The 18,677-nt window shown below is 71.2% G+C and carries 17 protein-coding genes; 3 read left to right on the top strand and 14 right to left on the bottom strand.

Translation table 11 applies throughout. From position 1 onward, the window contains the following. Positions 1 to 18: 18 nt before the first annotated feature. Complete coding sequence (locus tag OWM54_RS34730; protein ID WP_141325890.1) at positions 19 to 912, bottom strand: zinc dependent phospholipase C family protein; 894 nt, start codon at positions 910 to 912, stop codon at positions 19 to 21. Positions 913 to 1,044: 132 nt separating this feature from the next. Between OWM54_RS34730 and OWM54_RS34725 the strand changes: the two genes are divergently transcribed. Continuing rightward, on the top strand, positions 1,045 to 2,637 hold the full coding sequence (locus tag OWM54_RS34725; protein WP_267700223.1) for a leucyl aminopeptidase: 1,593 nt from the start codon (positions 1,045 to 1,047) through the stop codon (positions 2,635 to 2,637). Positions 2,638 to 2,874: 237 nt separating this feature from the next. On the opposite strand, the gene OWM54_RS34720 is transcribed toward OWM54_RS34725, so the two are convergent. The 6 genes from OWM54_RS34720 to ruvB all read right to left on the bottom strand — a co-directional run bounded on the left by OWM54_RS34720 (position 2,875) and on the right by ruvB (position 9,950). Further along, complete coding sequence (locus OWM54_RS34720) at positions 2,875 to 3,510, bottom strand: hypothetical protein (protein ID WP_267700222.1); 636 nt, start codon at positions 3,508 to 3,510, stop codon at positions 2,875 to 2,877. Positions 3,511 to 3,567: 57 nt separating this feature from the next. Further along, a complete protein-coding gene (locus OWM54_RS34715; protein ID WP_267700221.1) occupies positions 3,568 to 4,803 on the bottom strand; it encodes a DUF4388 domain-containing protein in 1,236 nt (411 codons plus the stop codon). A gap of 25 nt (positions 4,804 to 4,828) precedes the next feature. Continuing rightward, positions 4,829 to 5,917, bottom strand: coding sequence for a thioredoxin domain-containing protein (locus OWM54_RS34710; RefSeq protein WP_420715361.1), 1,089 nt, complete (start codon positions 5,915 to 5,917; stop codon positions 4,829 to 4,831). Positions 5,918 to 5,979: 62 nt separating this feature from the next. Continuing rightward, positions 5,980 to 6,924, bottom strand: coding sequence for a UDP-3-O-acyl-N-acetylglucosamine deacetylase (lpxC, locus tag OWM54_RS34705; protein WP_046715035.1), 945 nt, complete (start codon positions 6,922 to 6,924; stop codon positions 5,980 to 5,982). 484 nt (positions 6,925 to 7,408) lie between these two features. Next, the gene (locus tag OWM54_RS34700; protein ID WP_223745643.1) at positions 7,409 to 8,905 is read right to left on the bottom strand and encodes a hypothetical protein; all 1,497 of its coding nucleotides are present in this window, start codon (positions 8,903 to 8,905) and stop codon (positions 7,409 to 7,411) included. 13 nt (positions 8,906 to 8,918) lie between these two features. Next, positions 8,919 to 9,950, bottom strand: a complete 1,032-nt coding sequence (ruvB, locus tag OWM54_RS34695) for a Holliday junction branch migration DNA helicase RuvB (RefSeq protein ID WP_223745642.1) — start codon at positions 9,948 to 9,950, stop codon at positions 8,919 to 8,921. 296 nt (positions 9,951 to 10,246) lie between these two features. Here ruvB and OWM54_RS34690 point away from each other — a divergent pair, with 296 nt between their 5' ends. Then, positions 10,247 to 11,326, top strand: a complete 1,080-nt coding sequence (locus OWM54_RS34690) for a hypothetical protein (RefSeq protein ID WP_046715038.1) — start codon at positions 10,247 to 10,249, stop codon at positions 11,324 to 11,326. A 6-nt stretch (positions 11,327 to 11,332) separates the two neighbouring features. Here OWM54_RS34690 and OWM54_RS34685 read toward each other — a convergent pair whose 3' ends face one another. From OWM54_RS34685 to OWM54_RS34665, 5 genes are all read right to left on the bottom strand, one after another. Further along, complete coding sequence (locus OWM54_RS34685) at positions 11,333 to 12,796, bottom strand: ELWxxDGT repeat protein (RefSeq protein WP_267700219.1); 1,464 nt, start codon at positions 12,794 to 12,796, stop codon at positions 11,333 to 11,335. 276 nt (positions 12,797 to 13,072) lie between these two features. Further along, on the bottom strand, positions 13,073 to 13,681 hold the full coding sequence (ruvA, locus tag OWM54_RS34680) for a Holliday junction branch migration protein RuvA (protein ID WP_267700218.1): 609 nt from the start codon (positions 13,679 to 13,681) through the stop codon (positions 13,073 to 13,075). After that, positions 13,678 to 14,253, bottom strand: coding sequence for a crossover junction endodeoxyribonuclease RuvC (gene ruvC, locus OWM54_RS34675; RefSeq protein WP_223745639.1), 576 nt, complete (start codon positions 14,251 to 14,253; stop codon positions 13,678 to 13,680). Before ruvC ends, ruvA begins: the two co-directional genes overlap by 4 nt. Before the next feature lie 23 nt (positions 14,254 to 14,276). Next, entirely contained in the window at positions 14,277 to 15,026 is a 750-nt protein-coding gene (locus OWM54_RS34670; RefSeq protein WP_223745638.1) for a YebC/PmpR family DNA-binding transcriptional regulator, read from the bottom strand. Positions 15,027 to 15,075: 49 nt separating this feature from the next. Then, complete coding sequence (locus tag OWM54_RS34665) at positions 15,076 to 16,200, bottom strand: response regulator (RefSeq protein ID WP_267700217.1); 1,125 nt, start codon at positions 16,198 to 16,200, stop codon at positions 15,076 to 15,078. 105 nt (positions 16,201 to 16,305) lie between these two features. On the opposite strand from OWM54_RS34665, the gene OWM54_RS34660 reads away from it, so the two are divergent. Beyond that, entirely contained in the window at positions 16,306 to 17,019 is a 714-nt protein-coding gene (locus tag OWM54_RS34660; RefSeq protein WP_223784140.1) for a hypothetical protein, read from the top strand. Between the two features lies 1 nt (position 17,020). On the opposite strand, the gene OWM54_RS34655 is transcribed toward OWM54_RS34660, so the two are convergent. After that, positions 17,021 to 18,394: a sigma-54-dependent transcriptional regulator gene (locus OWM54_RS34655; RefSeq protein ID WP_267700216.1), complete on the bottom strand. Its 1,374-nt coding sequence runs from the start codon at positions 18,392 to 18,394 to the stop codon at positions 17,021 to 17,023. Between the two features lie 9 nt (positions 18,395 to 18,403). Continuing rightward, on the bottom strand, positions 18,404 to 18,646 hold the full coding sequence (locus OWM54_RS34650; protein ID WP_267700215.1) for a hypothetical protein: 243 nt from the start codon (positions 18,644 to 18,646) through the stop codon (positions 18,404 to 18,406). Positions 18,647 to 18,677: the final 31 nt, after the last annotated feature.

Genomic DNA, 18,677 nt, shown 5'->3' with positions numbered 1-18,677 from the left:
GGGCGTGGGGCGGGTGCGTCAAGCCGCTCGAACCCCCAGCGTTCCCTCGGGGAAGGCCTCCAGGAAGCGCGCCCGCGTCCGAGGCGTGAAGGTGCCCCTGGCCATGTAGCCGTGCAACCTCCGAAGGACTCCACGCGCCGACTCCAGCGCACCTTCGACCTCCTGGGCGAAGTCGAAGGTGTCGTTGCGATACAGCTCCTGGAAGGACAGGCGGGCGAAGGCGGGCAGCGCGCGCGTGCGGCCCACGGGGCTGGAGAGGAAGAGTCCGGAGACGTACAGCCCGCGCACCCAGCCATCCACGTCCGCCTTGGAGGGCGCCTGCCCCACGCGCTCCTGCGAGGACAGGCGCACCAGCTCGTAGATGCCCCGGCCGATGCCGCGCCACGGGAAGCCCGGGCTCTTCACCACCTGACACTTCTCGCGCAGCCGGGGCGTGCCGAGCAGGTCCACGCCGTGCAGCTCGCGCAGGTAGAACAGCGTCTGCGCCCACTCGATGTCGCGGTGCGCCGCCAGCGCCCGCTCGCCCCGTCGGCGGTGCTTCACCACGAGCTGGTCGACGATGGGATGCAGCCGGCGGTCCATGCACAGGTGCGTGAAGTAACCGGACAGCAGGGCCAGTCCCGGCTCGGTGCCCACCAGCGCGCCCGTGGCGACGAGCTCCGCCATCTTCAGGCCGAAGCCCACCGGCGCGCGCTCGTGGTACAGCCGCGAGAACAGCGGCATCTCGCGCTCGGGCAGGAAGGCGGCGAGCCCGCCGCGGACGCCCTCGCACAGGGGCAGGTCCGGCAGCGCCGCGCCGAAGCGCGCGTAGGGCAGGTCCTCCGAGAGCGCACGCACCCACTCCGGAGGCAGCTCTCCGGGGTTGGCGGCCAACCGTTCGATGGCGGTCAGATGCATCAGCAAGGTGGGCATTGCCTGACTGCTACCCAGCCCCCCGCGGCAATGCAACGCTCGAATGAAATCCAACGCTTTGCGTGCAACAGGGCGGGCGTTACAGTCCGCGGCCTTTCGTCTTCCCTCATCCGTTCAGGAGTCCATCGGCCCATGAATTTCTCCTTCGTCTCCGGCGACGCCTCCCTTGCGAATGGCGAGCTGCTCGTCATCCCGCTCTTCGAGGGTGAGCTGGGTGAGGGTGCCCCGGCGGGTCTCGTCGCGGCGGACAGCGCGCTGGAGGGCCGCCTGCGCGGCGCCGCCACCCAGGAGGGCTTCAAGGCGAAGGCGGACCAGTCCCTGGTGATGCACACGCTCGGCCGCACCCCGGCGGGCCGGGTGCTGCTGTTGGGCCTGGGCAGCCGCGCGCGCTTCCACCCGGAGGTGCTGCGGCTGGCCGCCGGACGCGCGGCGAAGACGGCCCAGCGGCTGAAGGTGGCCTCGCTCGTGGTGGCGCTCCCCGTCACGGACGCGCAGGCGGACGCGGTGCGCGCGGTGGTGGAGGGGCTGGAGCTGGGCGCGTACAAGTTCGACAAGTACAAGTCCTCCGCGCGCGAGGAGAAGGGCGCGAAGAAGCCCGTCAAGGTGTCCCTGGTGCTGCCCGAGGGCGTGGAGAAGTCGCGCGACCTCGAGGACGCGCTCGCGCTGGGCAAGCGCGTGGCCGAGGCGGCCAACTGGGCGCGTGATTTGGTGAACGAGCCGCCCAACGCGGTGACGCCCACGGTGCTGGCGGAGGCCGCGCGCAAGTCCGCCAAGGAGCACGGGCTGAAGATCACCATCGGCGGCCAGCGCGAGATCGAGAAGCTGCGGATGGGCATGTTCCTGGGCGTCACGGCCGGGAGCACCGAGGAGCCGCGGCTCATCCACGTGGAGTACACGCCGAAGAACGCGCGCGACGCGAAGCGGCCTCCGCTGGCGCTGGTGGGCAAGGCCATTACGTTCGACTCGGGCGGCCTGTCGCTCAAGCCCACCGAGGGCATGGTGGACATGAAGACGGACATGGCGGGCTCGGCCGCGGTGCTGGGCGCCATGCAGGTCATCGCCCAGCTCAAGCCGCCCTTCCCCGTGCATGCCTTCATCGGCGCGTGCGAGAACATGCCGGCCGGCAACGCGTACAAGCCCGGGGACATCCTCACGTCGCGGCTGGGCAAGACGGTGGAGATCACCAACACGGACGCCGAGGGCCGGCTGGTGCTGGGCGACATGCTGACGTGGGCGTGCGAGCACAAACCGTCCGCCGTCATCGACCTGGCCACGCTCACGGGCGCGTGCATCGTCGCGCTGGGCAACTACATCGTCGGCGCCTTCGGCGACGACGACGACACCGTCAACCAGGTGCTCCAGTCCGCGCGCACCGCGGGCGAGGAGATGTGGCGCCTGCCGGTGAGCGAGCTGCAGAAGGACGCGCTACGCTCCGAGGTCGCCGACATGAAGAACTCCGGCGAGCGCTGGGGCGGCTCCATCAACGCCGCGCTGTTCCTCAAGGAGTTCGTCGGCGACACGCCGTGGGTGCACCTGGACATCGCGGGGCCGTCCAACAGCCCCAAGGAGCGCGGCTACCTCTCCAAGGGAGGCACCGGCGTGGGCGTGCGCACCCTGGTCGAGTGGGTGCGGCTGCGCGCGCGGACGCAGGGCGACGAGGTGGCCGAGGCGCCCGCGAAGCCCGCTCGCCAGGCGCGCGGCGCAAAGAAGTCCACGCGCGGCTGACGCACTCCTATCCACGGTCCTCGCGGGCCCCACGCAGGTGTGGAGCTCGCGGCGGCGCTTGCGCGTACCGCGCAGGCGCGTGGCGCTGCGTGAGGCTCGGGCGCGCCAGGCGACCTCCAGCGACGCAGGAAGCTCAGGGACGCGCGGCCTGAGGCACGGTGCCCGGCAGCGGCTTCTTGCGCGCGGCGCTGCGTGCGGCGCGGACGCGCCAGGCGACCTCTAGCGGCCGGAGGAAGCTCAGGGACGCGCGGCCTGAGGCACAGTGCCCGGCAGCGGCTTCTTGCGCTCCGGCAGCGGCCGGATGCCCTGGATGAGGGCATCCACGTTCTGGATGTCACCCGCGGTCGCCAGCGCGGGCCAGGTGGCCAGCATCATCAGCACGCGGCCCTCCTGCCCCTCGCGCACGGCGACGCGGCCGTGCACGCCCTCCCCCACCTGGAAGTCGAAGCCCACCGCCTTGTCCGACAGCGCGAGCGGCACCGGGTCCGTGGTGGTGAAGCCCGGCTGCTGACGCAGGCCCTCCGCGAGCCGCTCGGCGAACTGGGTGGGTGACACCACCTCCGGCGCCACCTGGAGCACCACTTGCGCGTTGGAGGGCGGGTGGCGCAGGACGACGGGAATCGCCAGGCCCTCCGGCGTGCGCTCGTTTGTCACCATCAGGTGCCACTCGTCGCTGGGACGGATGATTTCGAACCCCAGCTCCTCGTCGACGTAGGGCCCGGACACCGACGCCGTCTGCGCCGCCACCGGGGGACCGGAGCCGCCCGTGCCCGGCTCCGTCGCCGCCGCGTCGGCCTTCACGGCCTGGCGCGAGCCACTGCACGCCGTGCCCAACACCAGGAAACCCCACGCCAGCTTCCGCAGAACACCCATGACACGCATCCCCCGACCACCAACGCCGTGGTCGCGAACGTGGCCATGTGGCGCCTGCTAGGCCAGCCCTCCCTGGAGGGTGCGGTAGGTGTTGGACAGCCGCTCGGCCACGTCCGGGGGCAACACGTTGCGCGCGGTGAACAGCGCATAGGACACGATGGCGTCCAGCGCCTCCAGCGTCAGCGCCCGCGCCACGGCCTCCCCCCCAGAGGCCAGGTTCGCCCGCAGCCGCGTCACGTCCACCCGCCCGTCCGGCCCCAGCTCCACGCCGGCGAACGCGTCCTCCAGCCCCGAGGGCGGCGCGTCGAGGAAGCCGCGCATCAGGTCCACGTCCTGCCCCGCGTCGCGCAGCGCGCGGTGGATGAGCGACAGCAGCAGGTTGTAGCGCTCCTCCGCGGACAACAGCTCCCACGCCATGCCCTCCACCGCGGGCGGAGGCGGCACGGGAGGCGCCGCGGGCTTCACCTGGAGGTGGCCGTCGCGCACGCACTCCTCCAGCCACGTGAAGAACGTGTGCGCGCCGCTCTCGCGCACCAACCGCAGCTCGCCCACCGTCGAGCCGGAGCCCATCCGCTGGAAGAAGCGCTCCTCACCCGCGCGCGCGCCAGCAGGGCCCACCTCCACGCACGTGTCGTCCGGATAGCGGCGCCTGAGCCGCGACAGCTCCTCCGAGCGCTTGATTCCGGTGAGCACCAAATCCCGGGTGCGCTCCGGCAGCTTCACCACGTCCGCCATGGGCGCGGGCCCCTCGACGAACAGGAAGCTGCCCTCCGTCAGCTCGAAGAGACTCAGCACCACCTCGCGCACCACGTACGTCATGGCGCTGTAGAGGTTCGCCTCGGAGACCATGCCCTCGGACGTGAGCACCTGGCCGATGCGCCGCGACGGCGTCACGCGCGAGAGCGCCTGCGTGAGCTGCGCCTGCGTCACCAACCCCAGCCGCACCAGCACCGCGCCCAGCCGCTCCCAGCGCTCCGTGGACGTGGCGAACACCACCTGCCCGTCCCGGAAGGACACCGTCCTGCGAACGGCGCCGTGCTGCACGGCCAAGAGGCCGCTGCGGATGCCCGTCAGGACGTGGGCGAAGACCTCCTCCACGGACAACGTCCCGAGCGTCCCGGCCAGGAAGCCGGCGAAGCCCGAGGGCTCATGGAGGAGCACCATCCCCTCCGGCCCGTGGAACCAGGCCGAGAGGGGACGGGAGGAGGACAGGCCCTGGGAGAGCGACTTCTCCAGGTCGAGGGAAGCCGCCTCGCCGCCGAGCCGGGGCGTGGCCTTGGGTTTCTGGGCCACCGCCCGTGTCCTCCGTGCGTCGGGATTACTTCTGCGCCGTCGGCTTCAGCTCGGCGTCGATGATGCTCTTGAACTCCTCGAACGGCTGCGCGCCGGAGAGCATGACGCCGTTGATGAAGAACGCCGGCGTGCCGCTGACGCCGACCTTCTGCGCGTCCGCCATGTCCGTCTTCACGATGGTGGCCTTCTCACCGGAGTCCAGGCACTTGTCGAACTTGGCCTGGTCCAGCTGCAGCTCGCCCGCGTACTTCTTGAGGTTCTCCACCTGCAGGGCGCTCTGGCTGGCGAACAGCTTGTCGTGCATCTCCCAGAACTTGTTCTGGTCCGCCGCGCACAGCGACGCCTCGGCGGCCTTCTGCGCCTCCTTGTGGAAGTCGAGCGGGAACTGGCGGAACACCAGCTTCACCTTGCCGTCGTACTCCTTGAAGACCTGGTCCACGGCGGCGTTGGCGCGGCTGCAGAACGGGCACTGGAAGTCGCTGAACTCGACGATGGTGACGGGCGCGTTGTCCGGACCCTTCGACGGGCCGGTGGCGGCCACCTGCTTGCGCTCGGCCGGCGGGCGCGGCGGCTCGGGCAGGGTGATCTGCACGTTGGCGTTCTTGCGCAGCTCCGCGAACAGGGCCTGGGCGCGCTCCTGCTTGGGCTGCTGGGTGAGGAAGTCGACGATCTGCGGCTTCATCTGCTCGAACGTCGAGCCGGGGGGCAGCTGGCCCTTGGCGCCGTCGAAGACCTCCTTGATCTTCTCCTCGGTGGGCGCCTGGACCTTGTCGTCGATCTCCGCCTTGAGGAACTGGTCCTGGGAGATGCCGCGCTTCTTGGCCTCCGCGTCGACCAGCTTCTCGGTCACCATGCCCTCGAGGCCGCGCTTGCGCAGCTGGAACTTCTGCTTCTCGAGGTTGGCCAGGGGCTCCGAGACGCGCTCGTTGAGCTCCTTGTAGGTGATCTTCTGTCCGTCGCCGAACGTGGCGACCACGGTGTCCGGGGTGGGCTCACCCGGAGTGGCCGCGGCGGCGGCGGGAGCCTGCGCGGTGGCCGGCGCCTTCTCCTTGTTGCAACCGGCGGTGAACGAAGCCGCCAGCAGCGCGGCGAGGATGACGGGGGTTGGACGCATGGGCATAAGCCCGCGACTTAGTCGAGGCAGCCCCGACCTGCAAGGAAATGCAAGACGCCCTTTCAGGCGACGAGCGGCTCCAGCTCCAGCGCGCCAGCAAGCCCGGGCAGGCCCAGCTCCAGGCCCTCCACGTCGCGGCGACGCGCCGGGACAATCTCATAGCAGCTCGGGTCCGACAGGACCTTGCGCACCAGCTTGTGATTGAGCGCGTGGCCCGTCTTGTAGGCCGTCAGGTGGCCAATGACAGGCCTGCCGAACAGAGACACATCACCGATGGCGTCCAGGATCTTGTGACGCACGAACTCGTCGGTGAAGCGCAGGCCCTCGGGGTTGAGGATGGAGACCTCGTCCACGACGATGGCGTTGTCCAGCGAGCCGCCGCGCGCCAGGCCCAGGCTCTTGAGCTTCTCCACGTCGCGCAGGAAGCAGAACGTGCGCGCGCGCGAAATCTCCCGCGAGAAGTCCCGGTCGCTGAAGTCCAAGTCGAACGCCTGGCCCTGGATGACGGGGTGCTCGAAGTCGATGGTGCAGCTGATGCGGAAGTGGCGCGACGGGGTGAGCGAGGCCTGCTTGTCGCCGTCCACCACGGACACCGGCTTCTTGATGACGAGCAGCTCCTTGGGCGCGTCCAGCTCGCGGACGCCCGCCTCCTGGATGAGGGCCGCGAACGGGGCGGCGCTGCCGTCCATGATGGGGACCTCCGGGCCGTCCAGCTCCACCCGGGCGTTGTCGATGCCCATGCCCGCCATGGCCGACATGAGGTGCTCCACCGTGGCCACCTTGGCGCCGTCGCGGCCCAGCGTCGTCGCCAGCACCGTGTCCACCACGTACTCCGCCAGGGCGGGGATGCTCACCGGCCGGGGCAGGTCCGTACGCACGAAGACGATGCCGTGCCCCGCGGGGGCCGGACGCAGCGTGAGCGTCACCTTCGCGCCCGAGTGGAGCCCGATGCCCTGGAGGCTGGCGGTCTTCGAGAGGGTGCGCTGGTTGTAGGAAGACGGGGGCATGTCGGTGTCGCCTCGTGGCTGCTCGTGCTGCGGGACTTCCGAACGGTCATCTGGCCAGATGGCGCCGGAATCGTTCAACAGTGGTCTGACGCGACGCGCAGATTCAGCAAGTGGCATGCCACGACCGCGTGACATCCCGGGGGCCTCCGAGGGGTCCTTGAGTGGCTCGAACCCGTTGGAATGGCTGGTCTTTTTCTGACATCGCGGTGGGTGCCCCTCGTGGCCAGACACCCGCCCCCCGTTGGAGGCCCGGTGAAATCGCCCGAAACCGTGACATTGGTGTCCGGGATTCCATCACCGCCTCCGCCGCCGCCCATCACCGTGACGCGCTTCGTAACGAAGCGTGTCTTCCATGCAACACGGGGGCGTCCATAGCGCAAGGAACTGGCTGGAAGCAAACACGCCCCGTATGAGCACCCGTCGTGGGGGCTTGCGTCATACGGTGCGCGTGGGCGTGGGTCCTCGCAACCCCGTCCTGAGCGGCTCAGCGGGGCGCGGGGGCCACGAAGCGGTCCCTCAGGGCCTCGGCCTCCTGGCGGTCGAAGCCCCTGCCCTGCAGGAGGGTGCGGCGGCTGACAGCGTGGAAGGTGGACTCGAGCGTCTGGCTGAAGCGGCGCAGGTCCTCGGCGAGGCGGGAGCGGATGCCGGGGCCCTCGGGCGGCCAGGGCAGCTCCACCAGCAGCGCGGTGAAGCGGTCGAAGGCGTCGTAGTCCGCGTAGCGCAGCAGCTGGTAGCCGCCGTCGTGGAAGTAGCCCAGGAAGCTCTTGAGCGCGTCCAGGGCGCGCTCGGCGGCGGGGACGTCGTCGGCGCGCAGGTGGCCCTCGGCGGCGCGGCACAGCTGGGCGTAGACCCACAGGTCCTTGCGCAGCCGCAGCGCGGCGTCCTGGGGGCTCACCAGGTGGTCGAAGACGCCGTCCGTCAGCCCGCCGTTGGGCGCGAGCGACTCCACCAGCGCGACGACCTGCGTGCGCAGGAGCGTGGTGAAGGCGGCGGCGGCGCGCTGGGGCGCGTCCGGCTCGCGGTCCACGTGGGCGAGCACCTCCCGGCCGATGCGCTCGGCCTCCTTGGCCAGGTCCCGCGCGGCCCTCAGCGCGGCGGCCTGGAGCGCCTTGGAGCCCGCCCTGGGGGACAGCTCCGCGTGCATCCACGTGGCCAGGGCGTGCGTCTCGCTGCGCACCAGGGCCAGCAGCACCCGGACGCGGCGCGGCACGGGCGGCGTCCCTTCCGCGTCCACGTAGGACAGGTAGTGCAACAGCCGGAACAGGCCCAGGAAGGCGGTGGCGAAGGCCGTCCGCGGCTCCTCTGACATCTGTGACAGGGTGTCCAGGATGCGCACGGAGCGCAGCCGGTCGTACTCGACGCGGAACTCCAGCGGGCGGAAGGGCCGGAAGTAGCGGTTGAGGACGATCTCCTTCAGCGCGAGCTTGCCCAGGTCCTGGAACAGGTTGAGCCGCGCGGTGGGGAGCTGGAGCAGGTGGTCCAGGAGGTTGCGGAGCGCGTCCAGGTCCTCTCGCAGCACGAAGAGGCTCTCCGGGGCGGTCTGCTGGTCCAGCTCCTCTTCGATGAGCGCGCGGCGCACCCGGTCGTCGGCCAGCTGGGTCTCCACGTACTTGCGGAAGACCATCTTCTGGTCGCTGTCGGGGTCCTGCAGGTGGCGGGCGACGCGGATGGCGCGGTCCATGGCGTCGCGCACGTCCACCAGCTCCTCGTGGAAGTCGCGGGTGACGAGCGGCCGGTCCTTGGCGTCCACCACGGCGGTGAGGTTGAGGTAGCGCTCCACCGCGCGCAGCAGCATCTCGAACTCGAAGAGCAGCTCCTCGCGGCCATCCACCGGCACGCCGCGCAGCCAGCGCTCGCGCTCGGCTAGGAAGCCCGCGCGTGACGTCTGCGAGGCCCGCATCAGGTCCGCGTAGAAGTCACGCGCGACGCGGAGGGTGGTGGGTCCGGAGGCGGGAGACGCGGGAGAGGTGGCCTGGCTCATGGCTCGCGGGAGGTCAGAAGAGGCTGCCCTGGGGCGTGGGCGGTGGCTGCTTCTTGAAATACTGGTAGGTGCGGTGCGTGGCCATCCGGCCCCGGGGCGTGCGTTGGAGGAAGCCCTCCTGCATGAGGAAGGGCTCGTACACGTCCTCAATCGTATCGCGTTGTTCGCCCACGCTGGCGGCGATGGTCTCCACGCCCACCGGGCCCCCACCGAATTTGTCCAGGATGGTGAGGAGAATCTTGCGGTCCATGGAGTCCAGGCCGCTGGCGTCCACGCCCAGCCGGTCCAGGGACTTCTTCGCCAGCTCCAGGGAGATGCGGCCGTTGCCTTCCACTTCGGCGAAGTCGCGCAGCCGGCGCAGGAGTCGGTTGACGATGCGGGGCGTGCCGCGCGAGCGCGTGGCCACCTCGCGCGCGGCGTCCCTGTCCAGGGGGATGCCGAGGATGCGCGCGGAGCGGTGGAGGATGAGCTCCAGCGCCTGGGCGTCGTAGTACTCCAGGCGCTCCTGAATCTGGAACCGGTCACGCAAGGGCGACGTGAGCAGGCCCGTGCGCGTGGTGGCGCCGATGAGCGTGAAGGGCGGCAAGTCGATCTTCATCGCCCGGGCGGCCGGCCCCGTGTCGATGGTGATGTCCAGCCGGAAGTCCTCCATCGCCGGGTAGAGGTACTCCTCCACGGCGGCGTTGAGGCGGTGGATTTCATCGATGAAGAGGACGTCGCGCGCGTTCAGGTTGGTGAGCAGACCGGCCAGATCCCCCTTGCGCTCCAGCGCCGGGCCGCTGGTGACGTGGATGCCCACGCCCAGCTCGTTGGCGATGATGTGCGCCAGCGACGTCTTGCCCAGGCCCGGGGGCCCGGAGAACAGGCAGTGGTCCAGCGCGTCGCCCCGGCTCCTGGCCGCCTGCACGTAGACCTTGAGCTTCTCGACGACGGAGCCCTGCCCCACGTACTCGTCGAACGAGCGCGGACGCAGGGAGGCCTCGAGCCGGACGTCCTCCGGGAGGACCTCTTCGGAGAGAGTGTCGGACTTCCTCGCCATGACCATGTGACCCTATACAGGAAGGCCGCGCGTGTCGCCCACATCCTCGGAGCAAGCCCCCCGGGACGCCCCGGAGACCAGCCGACCGGCGAGCGGGAGCCCGCCCCGGACGCCCGTCGACGCACGGGCGCCCTCTGCTCGCGGTGAGGCCGCCCGGCAGGCGCGCCTGTGGACTGGCGGACGCTCGTGAGAAACACGTCCCAGGCGACTTGGCGGGACGGCCCGGGGGCGCGAGAACATGCCCTCGCGAATCACCTTTCCGGTCGCCAAGGTCATCGACCTCTCGCAGTCACGGTGAGCCCATGAGCCAGAGCCCCGCGTTCCGTCCCCTGCCCTTCCTCGCCGAGGCCCACGCCGAGACGCTGCCCGGCCCGCGCCTCCAGAAGCTGCGCCGCGCGGCGCTCCAGGCCCGCGAGCGCTTCGTCCAGGAGGGCCCGGTGGCGGCGGTGGCCACGTGCGAGCTCGTCACCTTCCCCTACCCGTCGCTGTTCGCCTTCAGCGGCGCGGCCAGTTCGCCGGCGCCCTACGTGATGATGACCCACCGCATGCAGGTGGTGCAGTTCGTGGACGCGAACGGCGAGCGGCGCACGCTCCTGTTCAACCCCTCCGACTACGAGCGGGGACAGGCGGCGCCCTTCTACCGCTCGCTGCGGGAGCGCTACGGCGCGTTCGTCTCCGACAAGGTCATGTCCACCCAGCACGGCACGGTGCAGAGCCACCTGGCCTCGCTGGGGCTGACGCCCGGGGACGTGGACTTCCTCGCCTTCGACCACCTGCATATCCAGGACTTGCGCGGGTGGCTGGGCGGTGACGGCCTGTCCGCGTACTTCCCGCGCGCGAAGCTGCTGGTGCAGCGCGCGGAGTGGGAGATGGTGAAGGACCTGCACCCCATGCAGTCGGTGTGGTTCGTCCCCGGCGGCGCGGACATCCCCGAGGAGCGCGTGGTGCTGCTGGACGGGGACACGTGGCTGGGCACGGGCGCGGCCATCCTGAGCACGCCGGGGCACACGCGCGGCAACATGTCCCTGGCGGTGGCCACCTCGCGCGAGGTGTTCGTCACCAGCGAGAACGGCGTGGCCACGGAGAGCTACACGCCGCTGCTCTCCGCCATCCCCGGGGTGCGCCGCTTCGCCGAGCACATGGGCTGGGAGGTGGTGCTCAACGGCAACAGCCGCGAGGACTCCCTGCTGCAATACTCCTCCATGGTGGTGGAGAAGCTCTTCGCCGGGCCCTCCGCGGTGGAGGGCGCCTTCGTGAACTTCCACCCGTCCTCGCTGTTGACGTCCCACCTGCTGGCGCCGGGGCTGTCGCCCACCATCGTCCTGCCCGCGCCCAACTTCGGCGACGTGCGGCCCACGCCCGCGAGCCGCCGCGCCGCCTGAGGGACCTCAGCAGCCCTTCCCACCCTGGGGGCCCGCGCACGACCACGCGCCGTGGAGCGGCAACACCCAGAGCGCCTCGCCCACGGCGGCCTCGTTGGCGAGGAAGAACACGTCGCGGCCCGAGCGCACGAACGAGCGGGGGTTCGACGACGACGCGCCGGGGGCGATGTCCGTCATCCGGCGCGTGTTCCACAGCCAGCCATCGCTCTTCCACGCCTCGCGGCCATGCGCGGCGGTGGTCGCCGAGAAGAACAGCCAGCCGTCCTGCGCCACCAGCTGCCGCGGCTCGCTGCCCTCCGGTCCCCACTGGAGGTCCCAGACCATCCACGTGCCCAGGGCCGTGCCGTCGCTGCGCCACAGCTCGCGCCCGCGCCAGCCGTCCTCCGCCGCGAAGTACAGCACGCCGTCCATGGCGACCAGGTCCGAGGGCAGCGAGCCCTTCGGCCCCGGCCAGATATCCCGCACCATGCGGGTTCCCTGCGTCGTGCCGTCGCTGCGCCACAGCTCGCCGCCGTGCCGCGTGTCGCCCAACTCGCCATAGTTGCCGTCCGAGCCCGCATGGAAGAACACCTGGTCCCCCAGCGCGGTCAGCTCCGAGGGCGCCCCGCCGCTGAAGTCGCGCACCTTCGTCGCGACGGCCTGACGCCCCGCCACCACCCACAGCTCCACGATGCCCTCTCCCGTGTCGCGCACGAAGAAGAGCCGACGCTCCACCGCCGTCAGCGAGTCGAACACGCCCACGGCCGAGCGGAACACCTCGCGCGTCTCGCCGCTCGGCTCGACCACCCAGAGCACCGCGGCCTCGGCGTCGTAGGAGACCAGCGCGAGCCGCTCACCCCAGGCCGTCAGCTGCAACACGTCACTGCCGGGGATGAACGCGTGCACCCGCCATGTGCCGGACGCGGTGCCGTCCGTGCGCCACAGCTCCTGGCCATTTCCCGGCGCCTCCGCGAGGAAGTAGACCTGCGTGCCCACGCGGGTGAGCGCGCGCGGCGCCGAGCCCCGCTCGCCCGGCCACACGTCCAGCACCCGCACCGTGCCCGCCTCCGTGCCGTCCGTGCGCCACAGCTCCGGCCCCTGCAGCCCGTCATCCGCCGCGAAGAGCACCCAGCGCCCCAGCGCCGTCAGGTAGCGCGGCACCGAGCCCTGCGCTCCCGCCCGGATGTCCTTCACCAGGCCCGCGCAGCCACCGCCACCCGGGCTGCTCCACAGCTCGCGGCCCTGCTCCTGCGAGTCCGCGCTGAAGAACAGCCGGTCCACGCCGCGCACCAGCCACTCCGGCTTCGTGCCCGAGGGCATCACCCGCTCCGACGCGCAGGCGCGGCCCGCCGCCACCACCTCGGCACGCGCGGACTCCACCGCCGCCTCGCCCTCCGCGTCGACGCCTTCGACCGCGGGACCACACCCCACCGCGAGGAGCCCTCCCCAAAGAACGGACACGAGCACCGGGATGCCACGCCATGCCTTCATGTGAGCAACTCCTTGTCCTGCGTGAGGCCGCGACCCCACCGCTGTGGCTGGAAAGTGTCACCAGTGGCGGAACTCGCTACTCACCGAGGGAACCGGGAGGCTCAGGGTGTCCGCCATGCTGCGACGTAGGCCAACAGGTGCCACGCGGAGGACACCGGGCCCGTCGGACCTCGGACCGTTTCGATTTCTTAGAGGAGAAACGGTTGTGCGGGCTGTCCAGGGAGGTCTTGAATTGGCCTCCCGGCTACACCCGGGGACGAGGCTGTCCGGAAGGCATCAGCCCCCTGCCCGGAGGGACTTGAGGGCTTCGCGGAACAGGTCCTGGAAGGAAGCGTCGGCGCCCAGCCGGCCGGTGGCGAGCTCCGCGGCCTTCTCCGCCTGCGGGGGCTTGTAGCCCAGGTTGAGCAGGGCGGAGACCAGGTCGGACTGGGTGGCGCTGGCGGGTGCGGGGGCGGTGCCCCGGGAGACCGCCTCCAGGTGGACGTTCTTCATCTTGTCCTTGAGCTCCAGCACCAGCCGCTCGGCGGTCTTCTTCCCGACGCCGTGGATCTTCGCCAGCCGGGCCACCTCCCCGCGGGACAGCGCCGCCACCAGCTCCGGCACCTCCATGCCGGACAGCACGCCCAGCGCCATGCGGGGGCCCACGCGGGAGACGCCGTTGAGCAGCAGGAAGACGTCCTCCTCGGCCTTGGAGAGGAAGCCGAACAGCTCGAAGGCGTCCTCGCGCACCACGGTGCGGATGCGCACCTCCACCGGCTGGCCTTCCGGGGGCAGCTTGCCCAGCGACAGGGTGGAGAGGTTCACCCGGTAGCCCACGCCCTGCACGTCGATGACGGCGTCCTCGGCGTCCTTCTCCAGCACCACTCCCCGCAACCGAGCAATCATCCCGCCTCCGGACGCCGATAGGACGGCGCCAGCCTGTCCGCGAGCAGCGCCGCGGCGCCCTTGCGCTTCTTCGTGGTCGGGCCCGCCGTGGGAATGGCGGACCGGCCGTGATTGAGGTGGCACAGGGCCACGGCCAGGGCGTCGCTCGCGTCCGCGCGCCCCAGGTCCACCGCCTGCAGCCCCAGCAACGTCTTCACCATGCGCGACACGGCGTCCTTGCCGTCCGCGCCGCCGGCGCCCACCGACTTCTTCACCTTCGCGGGCGGGTACTCGAAGACGGGCAGCGCCACCTGGGCCGCCGCCAGCAGCGCCACGCCGCGCGCGTGTCCCAGCACCAGCGCGCTGCGCGCGTTGCGGAAGGTGAACACCCCCTCCACGGCCACCGCCGCCGGACGGAAGTGCGCCAGCTGGGCGCTGAGCGCCGCGTGCAGCTCCTTCAGGCGGAAGGCCAGGGGCGCGCTCTCGTCGACCTTGATGACGCCGTGGCCCACGTGCACCAGGCGGCCCCGCTTCTCTTCCACCACGCCGTAGCCCATGAAGCGACTGCCGGGGTCCACACCGAGGACGCGCACCGTTGACTCCGTTCCACCCGCCGCTACTGCGACAAGGACTCCATCAGGGACTCCTCGATCTCGAAGTTCGCGTGCACGTTCTGCACGTCGTCGTTCTCGTCGAGCGCATCCATCAGCTTGAGCATCTTCCTGGCGTTGTCGCCGTCGAGCTGGAGCGTATTCTGCGGCAGATACACCCACTTCTGCTCGCCCAGCGGAAGGCCCCCGGATTCCAGGGCCGTGGCCACCGTGTGCAGGTCCGCCGGCGCACAGCGCACCTCGAAGCCTTCCGCGCCCTGGGGCACCACGTCCTCGGCGCCCGCCTCCAGCGCCTTCTCCAGCACCGTGTCCTCGGAGGGGCCCGGCTTGACGGTGACGACGCCCTTCTTCTGGAACATCCAGGCCACCGCGCCCTCGGCGCCCAGGTTACCGCCGTGACGGCCGAACGCGGAGCGCACGTCCGCGGAGGTGCGGTTGCGGTTGTCGGTGACGCACTCGACGAGCACGGCCGCGCCGCCGGGGCCATAGCCCTCGTACATCACCTCTTCGTAGCTCTCCCCTTCCAGCTCACCGGTGCCCTTCTTGATGGCGCGCTCGATGGTGTCCTTGGGGATGTTGGCGTCGCGGGCCAGGCCCAGCGCCACGCGCAGGCGCGCGTTGCCAGCGGGGTCTCCTCCTCCGAGCCTCGCGGAGACGGTGATCTCCTTGATGACCTTCGAATAGAGCTTGCCCTTGGTCGCGCCCATCGCGGCCTTCTGGCGCTTGATCTTCGACCACCGATTGTGACCGGACATGGAAGGTGTCGCCTCGTGGCGGCCTTGTCTCCCAGCCCGGGGCGCGGAGTCAAACCTCTCGTCGGTCCGCGTCCGGTTCCGTCGCGCTGGCCCCGGGCTCCACCGAGGGCAGGGGCTCGAAGAAGCCGGGCACGTCGCCCGAGCCCACCCCGCGCTCACGCTCCTCCATGAGACAGGCCGGGACGAGCACGCCCAGCGCGAACAGCCGCGTGGCCGCCTCGTACGTCACCACCTCCGGGAAGTCGCACTCGAGCAGCACGGCGCGCACCGTGCGTCGTCCATCGAACAGCCGCACCAGCACGCCCACGTCCTCGGGCAGCGTGGAGAGCTCCCGCGCGAGCCGCGCGAAGTCCACCGTGAGCCGCGACGCCAGCGGCAGCCCGCGCGCCCTGAGCGCCTCGAAGCGCTCCAGCGCCGGCAGCACCGTCTCGCACAGGTAGGCCCGGTCCATGGTGAACGAGCCCTTGTGCAGCTCCGGCCCCAGCGCCACCGCGTAGTCGCCGTGGGCGAAGCCCAGCATCCTCCGGAACGCGAGGCTGCCGCGCACGCCGTGGAACAGGGCGTCCACCACCAGCCCGTGCCGGAACGAGAACCAGCCCTCGCCCTCCGCCAGCACCACCCGCCCGGAGCGCACGCCCGACAGCAGCGCCCGCGTCACCTTCGTCAGCGGCAGCCGCGCGGTGTGGGACTCGAAGGTGGACTCGCCCGTGGCCCGCTCCGACTTGAGCCTCGCCAGCGCCACCACGTCCTCCACGTCCACCGGCCGCGCCAGGTAGTCGTCCGCGCCCACGCCAGCGGCCAGGTCCCGGTGGAACTCCTCCTCGCGCCGGGCCAGCAGCAACACCGGCACGCGAGAGGTGCGCGCGTCCGCGCGGAGCTGTCCGCACAGGCTGAAGCCGTCACCGTCCGGCAGCTCCACCTCGGCGATGACCAGCCGCGGCAACGGCTCCTCCGAGGCCAGCGCCTCCAGCGCGCCGCGCACGTCGCCCACCAGCAGCGCCTCGAAGCCCGCCTCCACCAGGGCCACCGCCAGCGCCGACTGCGCGGGCGCGTCCGAGTCCACCAGCAGCACCCGCGCCCGGCTCCGCCCTCCGCGACGGCGCGAGCCCACCTCCGAGGGCACCGGGTCCTCGGAAGGGCTCGACAGGGGAAGATGAGGAAGCGCGGCAGCCATGGATAACGAATTATTCCAGCGAAGTTCGACAACTTCGCAACCTGGACACAAGTCCTCGGAATCGTTGGGTTTCCGTCACCTCCCCGGCGCGGTAGGGTGCGCGGCATGACGCGCTCGAGCCCTCGCTCCGTCCTGGTGTCCACACTGCTCCTGGCCTCCGCCGCCTTTGCTCAACAGGGCGCCACCGGGCAACCGGGGGAGGCGGGTTCGGTCAGCGTGGAGCAGACGGCGATGGAGTCCGCAGAGGACCGGCTGGGCGCGGTGATTGCGCCGGTGACGCTGCCAGCCGGGGTGACGGCGGTGTACGGCTACGCGGGCGCGCCGGAGCTGGGCGTGGGCTTCCGCCAGGGCCTGTCGTTGCTGGAGCTGGAGGCGCGGGCGCGCTTCAACTGGTTCCAACTGTCCGCGGCGCTGGAGCTGGTGGGCCGGGTGAAGGTGATGGACAACGGCACGGTGTCCATGGCGCCCACGCTGGGGCTGGGCGTGGTGCTCAACTCCGGCTCCACGTACATGGACGACCAGAACTTCTCGGGTGTGCTCTTGCGCCTGTCGCCCGGGCTGGTGGTGGGCTGGCGGGTGGCGGAGACGGTGACCCTCCTGGGCCTGGTCGACGTGCCCGTGGACGTGGGCCTCTCCAAGTCCGAGTCGCGGCGCGCGCAGGTGCTCGGCGGCGGAGGCGTGGAGGTGTACCTGGGCAACGACGTGTCCATCCTGCTCGCGGGGCAGCTGGGCCTGGAGACGTTCCGCGAGCGCGTGGGCCTCTCCGACACGCGGCTGGGCTGGGGCGTGAAGGCGGGCCTGGGGGCGCGCCTGTTCTGACTCACGTCAGGCCGTAGCGCTCCAGCTTCTTGAGCAGCCCCTGCCGCGACAGGCCAAGCGCCTCCGCGGTGTGCGTGCGGTTGTTGTGACAGCGCTCCAGCGCGCTCTCGATTTCACGGCGCTCCAGCGCCTCCACCTTCGCGGCCAGGGTGGTGCCGCCCGACGTGCTCGCGCGTGGCCGCTCGCTGCCGGTGAAGGACAGGTCCTCGGGCTGGAGCTCGCGGCGCTCTCCGGCCAGCACGGACGCGCGCTGCATCTCGTGGCGCAGCTCGCGCAGGTTGCCGGGCCACGCGTGCGCGGCGAGCGCCTCCGCGGCGGCGTCCGAGAGCAGCCGCGCCCGGCCATCCGGACACAGGTGCGCGCACTGGTTGAGGAAGTGCTTGGCGAGCAGCGGCAGGTCGGAGGCGCGCTCGCGCAGCGGCGGCAGGCGGACCTCCACGCCCTTGACGCGCCAGTAGAGGTCCTCGCGGAAGGTGCCCTCCTGGAGCATGTGGCCCAGGTCACGGTGCGTGGCCGTGACGAGGCGCACGTCCACGTGGACGGGGCGGTCCGCGCCCACCGGGAGGAGGTCTCCGGTCTCCAGCGCGCGCAGCACCTTGACCTGGAGCGAGGGCGTCATGTCCCCGAGCTCATCGAGGAACAGCGTGCCGCCGTCCGCCTCCGCGAAGAGTCCGCGGTGGTCTTTCGTGGCGCCGGTGAAGCTGCCCTTCACGTGGCCGAAGAGCGCGCTCTCCAGCAGCGTCTCCGGCAGCGCGCCGCAGTTGACCGGGATGAAGGGCCCCGCGTGGCGGCGGCTCTTGAGATGCACGGTGCGCGCGAGCAGCTCCTTGCCCGTGCCGTTCTCGCCCGTGACGAGGACAGGCAAATCACTGGCGGCCACGCGCTCGGCCAGCGACACGGCGGCGAGGAACGCGGCGCTCTGCCCCACCATCGCCGCGTCCGCCGAGGCGCGCTCCAGGGACGTGCGCAGCGTCTCCACGCGCCGCTCCAGCGTCACGCGGGCGAGCGCGCGCTGCACGACGACGAGCAGCACGTCCGGGTCCACCGGCTTGGTGAGGAAGTCATGCGCGCCCAGGCGGATGGCCTCGAGCGAGTGGCGGGTGTCGCCCGCGCCGGAGACGACGATGACCTTGGCGCCGGGCCGCGCATCGAGCAGCGCCGCCAGTCCCTCCAAGCCCGCGGAGACGCTGCCATCCGGCGGCAGCATCAAGTCCAGCAGGACCAGGGGGAAGTCGCGCGCGTCGAAGGCGGCGCGGGCGGAGGGACGGTCGCCGGCCTCCACCACTTCGTAGCCCGCGTCACGCAGCAGGCGGCCGTAGACCTTGCGGAAGGCGGCGTCGTCGTCGACGAGCAGCAGCGGCTGGGCGGGGGCCATGATGGGCGCTCAGTCCGGCAGGGGCGCCTGGCGCGGGGTGCCCAAGAGCTCCAGGGTCCTCTGGGCCACCTGGATGAGCGTCTGGGCGCAGGGCTCGCAGCCGCCGCCACAGCAGCGGGGCCAGCGGCCCTCCGGGTTGCGCAGCAGCGGGCGCACACAGGATTGGTAGTAGCTGGGAAAGCCCAGCTCCTCACTGGCGCGGGCCAGCGCGGAGTCGAGCTCGGACGGTGCGGGCGCGGGGACGTCGGACACAGCCACTTCATAACAGCGTGGCGGCGGGAAG

Origin of the sequence: Myxococcus sp. MISCRS1, assembly GCF_026626605.1 — a bacterium.
In the GTDB taxonomy this organism is placed as follows: domain Bacteria; phylum Myxococcota; class Myxococcia; order Myxococcales; family Myxococcaceae; genus Myxococcus; species Myxococcus fulvus.
The sequence above is the reverse complement of the archived record's forward strand: the minus strand, read 5'-3'. Positions and strand labels throughout refer to the sequence as shown.

What these genes read in the sequence shown, in the direction of transcription:
- OWM54_RS34730 (WP_141325890.1), bottom strand. Translation starts at nt 912, where the DNA reads ATGCCCACCTTGCTGATGCATCTGACCGCCATCGAACGGTTGGCCGCC.
- OWM54_RS34725 (WP_267700223.1), top strand. Translation starts at nt 1,045, where the DNA reads ATGAATTTCTCCTTCGTCTCCGGCGACGCCTCCCTTGCGAATGGCGAG.
- OWM54_RS34720 (WP_267700222.1), bottom strand. Translation starts at nt 3,510, where the DNA reads ATGGGTGTTCTGCGGAAGCTGGCGTGGGGTTTCCTGGTGTTGGGCACG.
- OWM54_RS34710 (WP_420715361.1), bottom strand. Translation starts at nt 5,917, where the DNA reads ATGCGTCCAACCCCCGTCATCCTCGCCGCGCTGCTGGCGGCTTCGTTC.
- lpxC (WP_046715035.1), bottom strand. Translation starts at nt 6,924, where the DNA reads ATGCCCCCGTCTTCCTACAACCAGCGCACCCTCTCGAAGACCGCCAGC.
- OWM54_RS34700 (WP_223745643.1), bottom strand. Translation starts at nt 8,905, where the DNA reads ATGAGCCAGGCCACCTCTCCCGCGTCTCCCGCCTCCGGACCCACCACC.
- ruvB (WP_223745642.1), bottom strand. Translation starts at nt 9,950, where the DNA reads ATGGTCATGGCGAGGAAGTCCGACACTCTCTCCGAAGAGGTCCTCCCG.
- OWM54_RS34690 (WP_046715038.1), top strand. Translation starts at nt 10,247, where the DNA reads ATGAGCCAGAGCCCCGCGTTCCGTCCCCTGCCCTTCCTCGCCGAGGCC.
- OWM54_RS34685 (WP_267700219.1), bottom strand. Translation starts at nt 12,796, where the DNA reads ATGAAGGCATGGCGTGGCATCCCGGTGCTCGTGTCCGTTCTTTGGGGA.
- ruvA (WP_267700218.1), bottom strand. Translation starts at nt 13,681, where the DNA reads ATGATTGCTCGGTTGCGGGGAGTGGTGCTGGAGAAGGACGCCGAGGAC.
- OWM54_RS34670 (WP_223745638.1), bottom strand. Translation starts at nt 15,026, where the DNA reads ATGTCCGGTCACAATCGGTGGTCGAAGATCAAGCGCCAGAAGGCCGCG.
- OWM54_RS34665 (WP_267700217.1), bottom strand. Translation starts at nt 16,200, where the DNA reads ATGGCTGCCGCGCTTCCTCATCTTCCCCTGTCGAGCCCTTCCGAGGAC.
- OWM54_RS34660 (WP_223784140.1), top strand. Translation starts at nt 16,306, where the DNA reads ATGACGCGCTCGAGCCCTCGCTCCGTCCTGGTGTCCACACTGCTCCTG.
- OWM54_RS34655 (WP_267700216.1), bottom strand. Translation starts at nt 18,394, where the DNA reads ATGGCCCCCGCCCAGCCGCTGCTGCTCGTCGACGACGACGCCGCCTTC.